The sequence below is a fragment of the Larkinella humicola genome, assembly GCF_008727875.1.
GTDB lineage: Bacteria > Bacteroidota > Bacteroidia > Cytophagales > Spirosomataceae > Larkinella > Larkinella humicola.
Map to the genome: position 1 here is coordinate 176166 of NZ_VTWS01000004.1, position 13009 is coordinate 189174.

Below are 13009 nucleotides of genomic sequence, written 5' to 3' on the forward strand. Positions count from 1 at the left end.
GTCAAGATTGTTTTACCCACTTTATGAAAAAACCATTAATTTGAGTAGGGGTTGTTGAAAGTCGTATTTCACATAGATACTTGCCTGGTGATTGAGAAGCGGACATTGGGTCAAATAATAAATGCTCAGGTAATTGGATGTATTTTTGACCATCTATTTCAGCCGAAAATTTAATTTCCAGTTGAGGATGGGTCATTGATTTTAACTCCTGAAAACGAACCTCTTTGCTGGTAGCCTGAGGCATAAGCGTCCCTATTGATCCTTTCGTGGTCTGAACGTGAGTCAGGGTCTTGCCGGTCAAATTGACGAATTTAACCCGAATGGCCGGTTTGATTTCTGCACACGAAAACAGAAGGGTACAGGCCACGAAGAGGAAAAGTAAAGTCTTCATAAAGTTGCCAGGTTTAAAGTAGTAAGTGAATGCAGAATCTTCATTTTGCTACCAGAAACGAGTGGTTCTGATGAATGACCTTCTGCTATTCAAAGACCCGATTGGCAGGCCAATAGGTTGGAGTCGAAAAGAAAATAATATCAGAATTGTGGGTCTTTTATTTATGCGAAAAGCTCCTGTCGTGTGGCCGCAAAACCACACAACAGGAGCTTTTCTTACTTTTGCAGAAACCACCCCAAATTTTGGGATGAATCAGCATTGTTTTAATTTATTTCTGCTCCGTCAGCAGGTTGAAGAATTCGTCCAGTTTTGGCAACAGAACGATTTCGGTCCGGCGGTTGGCCTGACGACCCGCTTCCGTGGTGTTGTCTTCTTTCGGGATAAATTCCGAACGCCCACCCGCCGTTAAGCGGGACGGTGCTACGCCAAACTGGGTTTGCAGGGTCCGAACCACCGAAGTTGCCCGCATAACGCTCAAATCCCAGTTGTCTTTCAGGAATTGCGTCGAGATCGGGTAAACGTCCGTGTGGCCTTCCACCAGCACATCCAGGTTGCGGTGGTCGTTGATCACCTGCGCTACTTTACCCAATACCGATTCTGCCTGTTTGTTCAGCACATAACTGGCGGAAGGAAACAACATTTTGTCGGAGATAGAAACGTATACAACGCCTTTTTTCACTTCCACCTGTACATCGCTGTCGTTGATGTCGGACAGAGACCGTTTCAGGTTTTTCACCAATAACAGGTTGATGGAATCTCTTCTTTGGGCAGAAGAGGAAACATTCGAGAGCGTTTCCAGTGACCGACGGATGCTTTCGGCACCCGCTTTGCTGACAATCGACAGATCAGCCATCCGGTCCAACAGGTTTGTGTTGGTTTTTTTCAGGTAATCCAACTGGCTCTGTAAATCCGTAATCTGGCCGTTTTTGGTGAGTAGTTCCGCGTCTTTGGTTCCGATGGTGCTCTGCAGACTGGCCGTTTTTTTGGCGCAATCTTCCAATTCCATTTTTACTTTATCATGAACGGTTTGCAATTCAGCTAATCGCTTTTTGCTTTTACAGGAGGTAATTACGGTTAAGAGGGCAATGGCAAGCAGGAAATTTTTCATATTTTTTGTTAGGGATAATAAAATTATTTTAGGGTTAACGCTAAAGCTCTGCAAGTTACGAAGCAAATGGGGAAGGTAACAAATGGATTTTTGCATTATTTCTCTTTTTAAGCTTTTTCTAATTATTCGGTCTTTTAAAACCGCGCCAGGGCTTTTTCCGAGACCGTCAGCCCGATTGACAGGGAAGAGGTGGCCGCCGGAGACGGCGCGTTGCAGATGTGGATCGCCCGGTCGGTTTCCAGAATCGCAAAGTCGTCGAGCAAGCCGCCGGTTCGGTCGCAGGCCTGGGCGCGGACGCCCGAACCGCCTTCCATCAAGTCGTTTTCCTGAATTTCAGGAATCAATTCCTGCAAGGCTTTCGTAAAAGCCGACTTCGAGAAAGACCGGTACATTTCGCCCAGCCCCGTTTCCCAGTATTTGGCCGCTACTTTCTGAAAACCGGGCCAGCTCAGGGTTTCGTACATCTCCTTTAAATTAATATCCGACTTCCGGTAGCCCTCCCGCTGAAACGCCAAAACCGCATTCGGCCCGGCTTCGACACCGCCGTGCACCATGCGCGTAAAATGAACGCCGAGAAAAGGAAAGTTCGGGTCCGGAACCGGATAGATCAGGTTCCGGACGAGGTATTCTTTTTCAGGTCGGATCTTGAAGTATTCGCCCCGGAAGGGAATAATCCGGACGTCAATCTCCTGGCGTTGGGTGAGTTGCGCGATTTTGTCGGAATACAGCCCGGCGCAGTTGATGACCAGCTTCGTTTCGTAGGTGGCCCGGTCGGTCACCACCACCGAGAGCGTGTTGCCCGGGGTGATCTGGGTCACTTTCTCGCCCAGCCGAATTTCTCCCCCCAGTTCGCGCAGCTTTTCGGCGTATTTTTCGCACACCTGTACGTAGTCGATAATACCGGTTTGCGGCACCCACATCCCTTCAACGCCCCGAACGTGCGGTTCGATTTCGTGCATTTCGGACAGCGTTAGCTTTTTGAGTCCTTCCAGACCGTTTTGCTGTCCGCGCTGGTATAAATTGTCCAGAAGTGGTACTTCTTCCGGTTTAGTCGCCACGACGATTTTGCCGCAGAGTTCATACGGAACATTTTCCTGTTCGCAGAATTCGAGCAGCATCCAGTAGCCCCGGATGCAGTTGGTCGCTTTCAGACTGCCCGGTTTGTAATACAGCCCCGAATGAATAACGCCACTGTTGTGGCCGGTTTGGTGGGCGGCCAGCCGGTTTTCTTTCTCGATGACGGTGACCGAAAGGCCGGGCCGCTGGCGCTTGATTTGCAGCGCCGTCGCCAGCCCGACAATACCGCCCCCGATGATAATGATGTCATTCATGTCACTTTACTTTTGGAGGATGAAACATCATAAAAACAGAATAATCAATGTAAAATGATGAATATCAAATGTAAAAGTTAAGAATGCGTTGCTGAAACACTTTTACATTTGATATTCATCATTTTACATTTAGCGTTTTTTAGCAAAAAAAAACCGCTTACTATTTAATTCGGAAAAGAAACCTTGCCCATCGACACCGTCGGAACGCCCTGCCGATTGCCGAACGACGTGAAGCCTCCTGCGACGGCTTCGTTTGCTAAAACCGCAAATAGAATGGCTTCTTTGGCATCACCGGAAATACCGAGATCGTCGGTGTTGGCGAAGCGGCAGTCGGGCAACAATTCCTGAATCGCGCCAGTCAGAACCGGGTTGTGCATGCCGCCCCCGCTGCGGTAAACGACATACGATTCCCCCGGTTTGATGACGGTTTGAATGGCTTCGGCGATGGTTTCCGCGCTGAACCGGGTCAGGGTTGCAATCAGATCTTCGGGCGTCAGGTGGTTGCCGGTCTGGCTGCGTTGCAGCGCCTGTTCGACGTAATCGGGGTTAAATACTTCCGGTCCTGTAGTTTTTGGAAAGGAAGCCTTGAAAAACGAATCTTTTTTCAATAGTTGCACTAAATCCTGATTCACGGACCCGCTGGCGGCAATCCGGCCATCGGCGTCGTACGGTTTGTTGAAAAGCTGCCGGGTAAAGGCGTCGATGAGCGTGTTACCGGGGCCGGTATCGGTCGTAAAGACTTCGTTGGCGTCCAGGTTGCCCGGCAGGTAGGTAAAATTGGCAATACCGCCCATGTTGAGCATCAGGCGGTTTTCGTCTTTCTTTGAAAAAATAAAATAATCGCCATACACGGCCAGTGGAGCGCCTTCGCCCCCTTTGGCAATGTGTTTCTGACGAAAATCACTGAGGGTTATGATGCCCGTGGTCACGGCAACGTGGTCACCGTCACCGATCTGGAGCGTTGCATTCGGGAATTGAGCGAGTTTGTGCTGGCTTTTGGGCGCGTGAAAAACCGTCTGGCCGTGGCTGGCCACCAGATCGACATCGCTGGCCGTCAGGTTCCAGTGGCGAAGGCAGTCGGTCACCATTTGGCCGTGCAATTGCCCAATCCAGGCATTGAGCAGACACAGATGTTGAAAATCAATTTCTTTTTTGGCAAAAACTTTCCGTATTTCCGCCTTCAGGTCGTCGGTATACGGAACGGTCTCGAAATGGGTGAGCGACACGTCGGTTTGGGGGCCAAAGCCTTTAATATGGCAAAGGGCCACGTCCAGACCGTCCATCGAAGTACCCGACATCAGCCCGACGATCCGGCGTTCCGGGCGTTGGGCCAATTCATAAAGGTGTTGTATCTGGATGTTCATAGCGCGGGGACAAGTTGGCAAAAGTACCAACTTGAAACTGTAAATCGAAACAGTGAACCACGACAACCGAAACAGTAACTAGCGATGTGGCTGGGAGAAGAACAGTTTGATTTTTTTGAGGGGGTATTTTTCCAGACCCTGGGCCGATCGGTCGAGGTGTTGGAAGCCCGGTTTTTGGTGGGTGGTAATGTCAACACGGCTGCGCAGGTTTTTTCGTCGGAAGGGCTGTTTTTCGTAAAATGGAACCCCGAAGAGAATGTCGACATGTTTGAGTGGGAAGCGCGCGGGCTGGACCTGCTCCGGTCAACGGAAGCCATCTACATTCCCGAAGTCATTGGCTACGGAAAATACCGCGACAAGACCTATCTGGTGCTCGAATACATCGATCCGGTCGTGCCTAAATCCAACTACTGGGAATCATTCGGGCAGTCGCTGGCGTTGTTACATTCACACACGCAGTCCAAATTCGGATTACACTTTGATAATTACATCGGTTCGCTGCTGCAAAGCAACACATTAACAGACAACGGAATCACGTTTTACATCGAACAGCGTCTTCAGCCGCAGGCCGGTATGGCTCTTTACAAAGGACTTATTTCGAAAGAGTTATACGCTAAGTTTCAGAAATTATACCAACGGCTTCCTGATTTATTACCGGTCGAACGCCCGGCCTTGTTACACGGCGATTTGTGGTCGGGCAATGTGATGGTGAACGAGCAGGGCGACGCAGCCCTCATCGATCCGGCGGTTTATTACGGTTTGCGCGAAGCTGAACTGGCGTTTACGACCTTGTTTGGCGGTTTCGATGAGCGGTTTTACGATGCCTACGATGAAGCGTTTCCGATGGAAGACGGTTTTCAGGAGCGGATCCCGATTTACAATTTGTATCCGTTGCTGGTACACCTCAACTTGTTTGGAACGGGTTACCTCAGTGGGATTGAGCGGGTGTTGAATCGGTTTTGAATCAGTCCGGTTCAAATTACGTAGTTATATGGAAATCAACTCATTCGAAGATTTTAAGCTCAATAAACAGTTGCTAACGGCGGTCGCGGAAGCGGGGTATGAGCAACCCACCCCCATCCAGCAACAGGCCATTCCGCTGGCGATGGCGGGGCACGATGTGCTGGGCATTGCGCAGACCGGCACCGGCAAAACCGCGGCTTACCTGTTGCCGCTGCTGATGAAAATCAAATACGCGCAGGGGCAACATCCCCGGGCCTTGATTCTGGCGCCCACGCGCGAACTGGCGATGCAGATCGATGCCGCCATTACGGAACTGGCCAAATACACCGACATCCGGCATATGGCGCTCTACGGCGGAATTGGACCGAAAGCGCAGATTGAAGCCGTTCAGAAAGGCGTCGATATTCTGGTGGCAACGCCGGGACGGTTTTCGGATCTTTATTCGCGGGGCGAAATCGTGGTGAAGCAATTGACGACGATGGTGATGGACGAAGCCGACAAAATCATGGACATGGGATTCATGCCGCAGATCCGGAAAATTCTGGAAGTGATTCCGGTGAAACGGCAAAACCTGCTGTTTTCGGCCACGTTTCCGCCAAAAGTAGAAGAGCTGTCCTACGAATTTCTGGAGTTTCCGATGCGGGTAGAGGTGACGCCCCAGGCGTCGACCGCCGATATGGTGACGCAGAAAATCTACGCCGTTCCTAATTTCAGGACCAAGATCGACTTGCTGGCCCATCTCATGAGTTTCGAAGCCGCCAGCCGGGTAATTGTGTTTGCACGCTCCAAAGAAACCGCCAATAACATCTATAAATTTCTGGCCCGAAAAGTCATTGCCGACGACCGGATTCGTGTTCTGCACGCCAACAAAGGCCAGAATACGCGGATCAATTCGATGGAAGCCTTTAAGGAAGGAAACATTCGGGTGCTGGTGACCACCGACGTGACGGCGCGGGGCATCGACGTCAACCTGGTGAGTCACGTCATTAATTTCGATGTGCCACTGATTTACGAAGATTACGTCCACCGGATCGGGCGGACGGGCCGCGCCAACCATACTGGCGAAGCCATTACGTTTGTAACGATGGCGGAAGAGTACCACATCCGGCAGATTGAGAAAATTATCCGGATGGAGATTCCACGCGAACCCATCCCGGAGGCCGTGCCGATTACCGAAACCCCGTTCGACGAACAGCAGGATTATCTGCGGGAGATCGACGACCAGCGGAAAAAGGAAGATCCAACGTTTAAGGGGGCGTTTCACGAGAAAAAAGGAATTCCCGTCAAAGGCCGTACAAATTCCAACAAAACAGCGCCCACCCGCAGCACGTCGACGCGCGGAAAAGCCCCCAAAAGTCCGACGGCCCGCAGTGGCAAACCCAAAACCGGCCCACCCCGGCGCCGGAAGACGTAACCGTTTTTCAATATTTTGTACTAAATTGAATCCCCCTACGTTTTATAGGGGTTAGTACGTTGAACGTCACATGAATAATCGGACAAAAGGAATACGGTTTTTCGGTCTTTTGCTTTGCCTGCCCCTGGGCGTTTTTGCACAGACCGGATCACTGGTAAGTTCTGCCCGGAAGGTCGAAGCCGGTAAGAGTGATACCGTTGTTGAGGTTTCCAAAGAGCCCAGCCGCACAGTAGCTAACCCCATGGTGACGCCTTTGTTTGGGGAACAGGCAAAATCGGCCAAGCACATTGACTGGGAAGTGCGGTTTTTGAACGAATGCGACCAGAGCTTTGCCAACCGGAAGGAAGCGAGCCAGTTTTTCTCGACCCGCGCCTGGGAATACCTGACGGAAGGGCAACTGGATACCGCTACCTACCGCTTTAATCTCGCCTGGCTTCTGGACGACAAAAATTCCGATACGTATTGGGGTCTGGGCGTTATCAGCTACCAGCAAAACAAGATGCCTGAGTCGATTCGACTCCTGAAAAAAGGACTGGCCGTGGCCGACAGCAATGCCGTTCTGATGACCGACCTCGCCACGGTAGAACTCAAGCAGTACAAAGAAAACAAAGATGCCGAACTGCTCGAAGATGCCATTTCGGTACTCAACAAAGCGCTTCAGTACGACGTAACGAACGCCAATACCTTCATGCGCTTGTCGTGGGCCAATTTTTCCAAGGGCGATTATTCCGCAGCCTGGGAGAACCTGCACAAAGGCCGCGCACTGGATCTGGGCGCTGTTGACTTCGTTTACCTCCAGGAACTCCGCGAGAAAATGCCCGATCCCAAAGGCTTTTTCAAATAAATACCCAATACGGGTGGCTGATTTAAACCGCAACGGTCTTTGCTTGGTCCGGATTAAACTTCTGCATGTAGTACCGGATCGTCCGACCAATCAGAATGCCCCCAATAACCCCCGGCAATACCCAGGCTGCGATGTCGATCATGAAATGATGGTCGGGCAAATACCGGGTATTGACCACCGCGAAAGCCGTTAGTGTGGCAATGTAAGAACCGCACATGCGGCTGATATGCCCAAAGAACCACTCCATCTTGCCGTACCGGGCTTTTTCCGGATTGTGGAATAACCTGACATCGTATAGGGCATTGGTAAACAGAAGACCGGCAAAGAAGAAATAGAGGATGCCAAACGTAGAGAGACTGCCCGTCGAAAACCATCCCACAACCGCTTGAACACCCAGACCAAACATGACCAGCGACGCGCCCAAAGCTCCATATGCGGCAAGCTGATCCGTTTGAGTCAACCGGTTTTGTGCTTTTTTTAGCCGCAGAATGCGCCGGCCGGAAAAGCAGAAGTAGAAACTCAGGATCGCAATGAAAAGCAGAAATAAGGTGCTGGGTTTGAAGAAAACCAGGTAAACGGCCGTCAGGCAGACTGCGGCCATGCACCAGTAAAACACCTGCCCGGTTAGTTTGTGCAGGCGACCCCCTTTTTTCGATACCATAGGAACAATGCCCACCAGCAAGGCCAGAAAACCCGCCGTGATGTGGATAATTAACATGAGTTTTAACAAGAGATTCATGACTCCGAAAGTGTTTAGTTGTGTCAATTCGTTGAAACAAACCTACGTGGAGCCGTTAAATCGGGCAAATTAACGGGGTGTATAGCGGTTTTTTGGGGCGTTTGGCAAGCTTCAGGGTGTTTGGCAAAGCGGCTGGGACGTTTGGCAAGGGCTCAGGCCATCGATTTGAGTTGGGCCACCAGCGTATCATTGTATTTCCGGGCTACCGGTATTTGAAAAGAACCGTCGTGCAGATGGAGTTTGTAGCCCTGTGCGTTGCCCGTCACCTTTTCCACTTTTTCCAGATTGACAATGAACGACCGGTGGCACCGCACCAGAACGGCGTTGCCGGCAAACTGCGTTTCCAGTCGGCTGAGGCTACTGCGAAGCAAGGTTTTGACGGGCTGGTTATTTTTCAAATACACCACCGTCGAATAATTGTCACTGGATTCGATATAGAGCAGGTCGGTGGGCGGGAAGCTGATCGTATCTTTTTCGTTTTCGGCCGTAAGCGTCATCAAAACCGGTTGGGCCGACTCCGCACCGGGGTTGTCTGCCTGGTGTTCCCGAACCGGTATTTCCCGGGCGGCCTGCTGGTACTTTTTGAGTTTGAGAATGTAATTGACCAGCACAGACCCCGCCGAAGGAAAGATGCCAATCACAAACGTGACGACGATCATCCCGAACAGCTCAATCGCGTGAATGGGGTTGGCGATCAGTGCATTGATGTAGAAGTAGTTGACCAGCCCGATCAGCGTGATGTGGGCCGTTATCCAGAGAATTTCGCGCCCCACCGTCCAGCGTTCGTTGGTGAAAAGCTTCGGGAGAAAAACTGGCAGCAGCAGGCTGAGACCGGCCGTCACCAGAAACGAAATCAGGCCAAACCCCAGGATTTTGACGGTTTTGTAAGGCGTTACCCAGCTATTCAGTCCAAAAGGTTGGAAAATCAGCAGAAACAATCCCACAAAAACCCCGATCCAAAACGCCTTGGCCCACCGTCGGCGAACCGGGTCTTCACACGGATACGGTTGATTCAGTAGCTGCCACATGGTTTGAGGACGATTGACGATTGACCATGGACGATGGTCAATCGTCAATTTTCAAAACAATTTCCAGTTCGAAATCTGTTGGATAAAATACGGAACAACGGGCGGATAGAGCAGAACAACGACGAAAATTCCGAAAATGGCACCGTATAAGTGGGCATCGTGGTTGATGGTGCCGCGTCCGCGCCGGGATTCATAGAAGGAATAGCCCATGTAGAGGGCGCCGAAAATAAAACCGGGCACGCCGATGATGCCCATGAGGTAAATCTTTTCGGTGGGCTGGAACATAATTGCGCCAAACAGCAGTGCCGAAACACCCCCCGACGCCCCCAGTGAATTGTAATTGGATTTGTTGCGTTGCCGGATCAGCGTAGGAATATCAGACACCACAATCGCGACGAGGTAGAAAATCAGCAGATAAAGTGGTCCGGAAGGACCAAACAGGGACCCGAAAACCTGCTCGATCAAGGTTCCGAAAAAAAACAGCGTGAACATGTTGAACAGCAAATGGCTGAGGTCGGCATGAATGAATCCCGAAGTCAGAAGCCGGTACCATTGGCCCCGTTTGAGCACTTTTTGCGGGTTTAGAATCATACTGTCCAGAAAAGACTCGTTTCGCCAGGCGTAAAAGCTCACGAGTCCGGTAATAACGATAATGGCAAGCGTAACGGTCATAACGTGTTGTGGAGTAAGAAGTTGGCGAGTACGGGGTAATCAGGCAGAAATTCAGACGAAGCCTGGTCTTTCATTATTAGCTTTCCCGTCCGATAAGCTGTTCTGTAAAATCCAGCAACAGGGCTTTCCGGGCCGGATCGACCGAAAGTTGTTCGAAATTAGCAAAGCCCCGCGTAAAAAAGTCATTGATTCGGGCTTCCGTCAGTTGCCGGATGCCGAGCTGATCATAGATGGCGGTGACGGCCTGAACCTTTTCCTGCTTGTCAAATTCCGTTGCACTGAGCCAGCCGATGAGTTCATTTTTCAACGCGCCACCCGACTGTTGCAGGGCTTCGATGAGTAAAAACGTTTTTTTGTTGGCAATAATATCCCCTCCAACCTGCTTTCCGAACTTCGCCGGATCTCCGTAGACATCCAGTAGATCGTCTTTCAACTGGAATCCCAGCCCGATGTTGATACCGCCTTCGCGCAGCCGCTGGCTTTCCACGTCGTCGGCGCCAGCAATGATGCTGCCCAATTCGAGCGCAAAACCGAGCAAAACCGACGTTTTGAGCTTGATCATCTCGATGTACTCGTCTTCCGAAACATCCCAGCGGGTCTCAAAATTCATGTCGAACTGTTGGCCTTCGCAAACTTCGGCGGCTGTGCGGTTGAAGCGGGCCAGCACTTTTTTCAAGTACGGCGTTTCGACATCCAGCAGCAATTCGTAGGCATTGACCAGCATCACGTCGCCCGACAGAATGGCGATGTTGTGATTCCATTTCTCGTGCACCGTCGGCTGACCCCGGCGCAGGGGAGCCTGGTCCATGATGTCGTCGTGCATGAGCGTAAAATTGTGAAAAACCTCAACGGCCACGGCGGGTTTGAGGGCTTTTCGCCAGTTGTCCCCGAACAGGTAGGCGGCCATGAGCGTCAGCAGCGGTCGCATCCGCTTGCCGCCCAGGTTCATGATGTAACTGATCGGGTCGTATAATTCGGCGGGTTGCTGGCCGTATTTCGTTTGTTGAATCTCCTGATGAAGCGCTTCTAAAAAAACAAGCGGGTTGGTGGTTTGGGTCATGGCTCAAAAATACGGAAAACTGCCGGAATGGGAGTTACTAGTTAGGAGTTATGAGTGAAGAGTTTAGGAAATAGCCTGTGCTTCAGATAGGATACGATCAACTAAGTACGCCGTTGGCTGTAAACCGCCGAGCCAGTGAATGCACAAACCGTCGCGTTCCAGTTTGCGGAAAAACGTCATCTGGCGCTTGGCAAACTGGTGGATGGCGGTTTCCAGCCGGGCGGTCATGGTCGCATAATCCAGTTCGCCGTGCAGAAACTGCGTGATGAATTTATACTCCAATCCGTAAAAAATCAGTTTTTCGGCCGGAATCCCGCTTTCCAGTAAGCGTTGAACTTCGTCGATCAGACCATTTTGCAACCGCTGGAGCAAGCGGTCGGTGATTCGCTGCCGCCGAACATCGACGGGTAAATCGATTCCAAAAACCACCGCGTCGGGTTGCGAAACCGGGGCCAACAGATCCGTCAACGGATTTTCGGTTAAATACGTCGCAATTTCAATCGCCCGAATCAGCCGCTTGCGGGTGGACGTATCGGCCAGATTGCTATACTCGGAAGGAACGTTCCGAAATCGTTCGAGTAAATCGTCGTCGCTTTTCGTTTCCAGTTCCGTGCGCAAGGTCTGATTGACGGGAATAGCCGTATACCGATGCCCTTTCAAAACCGCTTCCAGGTATAAACCGGTACCGCCACAGAGGATCGGAACGTGGCCCCGCGCCAGGATTTCGGGCAGAACGCGGTTGAAATCCTGTTGATACTGAAACAAATTGTAATCACTACCCGCGTCGACGATGTTGATAAGATGATACGGAATCGATTGATTATCAATTCGGTATTCGTCCAGATCCTTGCCGGTGCCAATGTCCATGTCCCGGTAGACCTGCCGGGAATCCACGCTGATGATTTCACCCTTCAGCCGCCGGGCAAGCTGCACGGCCAACCGGGTTTTTCCGCTCGCGGTCGGACCGAGGATGACGATGGTTTTCAAGTAGCGGATTCGTTTACGGTTTTGGGTTTACGGTATTCGGTGGGCTGATGCAAGCGGCTATGGATGCGTCAGCCCACCGAATACCGTAAACCCAAAACCGTAAACCGTTAAAGAATTTTTACAAACTTAACACTCCCCGCATTATAAACCGGAATGTACCCGCTATCCGCCCTCTCGATTTCCGTTAAACCGCCGGGCAACTGACTGGGATAATGCCGGATCCACTCGCCCGGACGAACCCAGAAGTGGTTGGGTTCAGTTAACTCCAATCGGCTGAAACCCAGTTTTTCGTAACTCCGGCCGTTCGACCAGTCGCGGTCGGCGTAGGTCATGATGTCGTCGGGCCGAACGTCGGTCACAAAGGCTTTCAGAAGTTTGTCCAGTCCGCCAACAACCGTGCAATTCAGGTGATTGGCAAACCGCACGAGTTCGACCGAGCGATGCGTTATGCCGTTGCGGGTGATCGACCTTGGATGGCTAAAAGTGGCAACGGCCACCAGCAGTTCCGTCGCGTTGGCGGGTTGTAGGGGAAAATCTGGCGACAGAACCCGAAAATACCGCGCGGGCAGAAACAAACCGTATTTGTATTTGGCGTTCGTCGCGACCTGCAAATGATTTTCCTGCAAAAACCGCCCGGCAGTGGGCTTGTCGATGCGTCGAACCTGCGTCAGCCGGGCCGGAATCCGTTCGGAAAGGCCCACCATCGCCCGAAGGCGTGAAAGGACAACGGCCGGGCGTTGCCGCCAGACATCTTCCCAAAGATGAATCAACTGCTGGTTGTCGATGGAAAACCGGGTGGAAAGCTGCTGGAAAAAATACCGTACCTCCGTTTGCTGCCGGAGTCGGGAATAGGTCTCCGAGTCGATGCAGTGCAGAAGAAGAGAGGTGTCTGCAACGCGGAACAGGGAAAACGGCGTATGGGCTGTTGTTTCGAACGGCGTTAGCGTCAGTTGGGCCGAAAGAAGCTCCTGAAAAGCAGCAGGAAATTTAATTGAGGTGTTTTCCAACGGATTGACGCAAAAAGTTGTCTATACGGCTACTATAAAGCAGGAAGTAACCGAAAGAACCGGAAATTACAGTATAATTGCTAAGTTAATCTAGTTTAATT

At 51.2% G+C, this 13009-nt stretch carries 13 protein-coding genes; 3 read left to right on the plus strand and 10 right to left on the minus strand.

From position 1 onward, the window contains the following. Position 1 precedes the first annotated feature (1 nt). From F0P93_RS16710 to F0P93_RS16725, 4 genes are all read right to left on the minus strand, one after another. On the minus strand, positions 2–391 hold the full coding sequence (locus tag F0P93_RS16710; protein WP_150877881.1) for a hypothetical protein: 390 nt from the start codon (positions 389–391) through the stop codon (positions 2–4). Positions 392–659: 268 nt separating this feature from the next. Beyond that, positions 660–1499 (minus strand): OmpA/MotB family protein, encoded by an 840-nt coding sequence (locus tag F0P93_RS16715; RefSeq protein ID WP_150877883.1) that lies wholly within the window; start codon positions 1497–1499, stop codon positions 660–662. A gap of 134 nt (positions 1500–1633) precedes the next feature. Then, entirely contained in the window at positions 1634–2830 is a 1197-nt protein-coding gene (gene lhgD, locus F0P93_RS16720) for an L-2-hydroxyglutarate dehydrogenase (RefSeq protein WP_150877885.1), read from the minus strand. Between the two features lie 164 nt (positions 2831–2994). Beyond that, positions 2995–4194: an anhydro-N-acetylmuramic acid kinase gene (locus F0P93_RS16725; protein ID WP_150877887.1), complete on the minus strand. Its 1200-nt coding sequence runs from the start codon at positions 4192–4194 to the stop codon at positions 2995–2997. Between the two features lie 84 nt (positions 4195–4278). On the opposite strand from F0P93_RS16725, the gene F0P93_RS16730 reads away from it, so the two are divergent. The 3 genes from F0P93_RS16730 (at position 4279) to F0P93_RS16740 (ending at position 7415) form a co-directional block, all read left to right on the plus strand. Next, positions 4279–5157, plus strand: a complete 879-nt coding sequence (locus F0P93_RS16730) for a fructosamine kinase family protein (RefSeq protein ID WP_150877889.1) — start codon at positions 4279–4281, stop codon at positions 5155–5157. Between the two features lie 28 nt (positions 5158–5185). Beyond that, complete coding sequence (locus F0P93_RS16735; protein ID WP_150877891.1) at positions 5186–6571, plus strand: DEAD/DEAH box helicase; 1386 nt, start codon at positions 5186–5188, stop codon at positions 6569–6571. Between the two features lie 70 nt (positions 6572–6641). Then, the gene (locus F0P93_RS16740; protein ID WP_150877893.1) at positions 6642–7415 is read left to right on the plus strand and encodes a tetratricopeptide repeat protein; all 774 of its coding nucleotides are present in this window, start codon (positions 6642–6644) and stop codon (positions 7413–7415) included. Between the two features lie 22 nt (positions 7416–7437). Here the strand turns inward: F0P93_RS16740 and F0P93_RS16745 are convergent, their stop codons facing one another. The 6 genes from F0P93_RS16745 to F0P93_RS16770 form a co-directional block, all read right to left on the minus strand. Continuing rightward, positions 7438–8154, minus strand: a complete 717-nt coding sequence (locus F0P93_RS16745) for a DUF2306 domain-containing protein (protein ID WP_150877895.1) — start codon at positions 8152–8154, stop codon at positions 7438–7440. Positions 8155–8306: 152 nt separating this feature from the next. Next, complete coding sequence (locus F0P93_RS16750) at positions 8307–9182, minus strand: LytR/AlgR family response regulator transcription factor (protein WP_150877897.1); 876 nt, start codon at positions 9180–9182, stop codon at positions 8307–8309. A gap of 51 nt (positions 9183–9233) precedes the next feature. Beyond that, positions 9234–9854 carry a rhomboid family intramembrane serine protease gene (locus F0P93_RS16755; RefSeq protein ID WP_150877899.1) on the minus strand — a complete coding sequence of 207 codons (621 nt, stop codon included), beginning with the start codon at positions 9852–9854 and terminating at the stop codon, positions 9234–9236. Between the two features lie 76 nt (positions 9855–9930). Then, on the minus strand, positions 9931–10914 hold the full coding sequence (locus F0P93_RS16760; protein ID WP_150877901.1) for a polyprenyl synthetase family protein: 984 nt from the start codon (positions 10912–10914) through the stop codon (positions 9931–9933). 63 nt (positions 10915–10977) lie between these two features. Further along, positions 10978–11901, minus strand: coding sequence for a tRNA (adenosine(37)-N6)-dimethylallyltransferase MiaA (gene miaA / locus F0P93_RS16765; RefSeq protein WP_225309515.1), 924 nt, complete (start codon positions 11899–11901; stop codon positions 10978–10980). Positions 11902–12008: 107 nt separating this feature from the next. Continuing rightward, complete coding sequence (locus tag F0P93_RS16770; RefSeq protein ID WP_150877905.1) at positions 12009–12908, minus strand: hypothetical protein; 900 nt, start codon at positions 12906–12908, stop codon at positions 12009–12011. Positions 12909–13009: the final 101 nt, after the last annotated feature.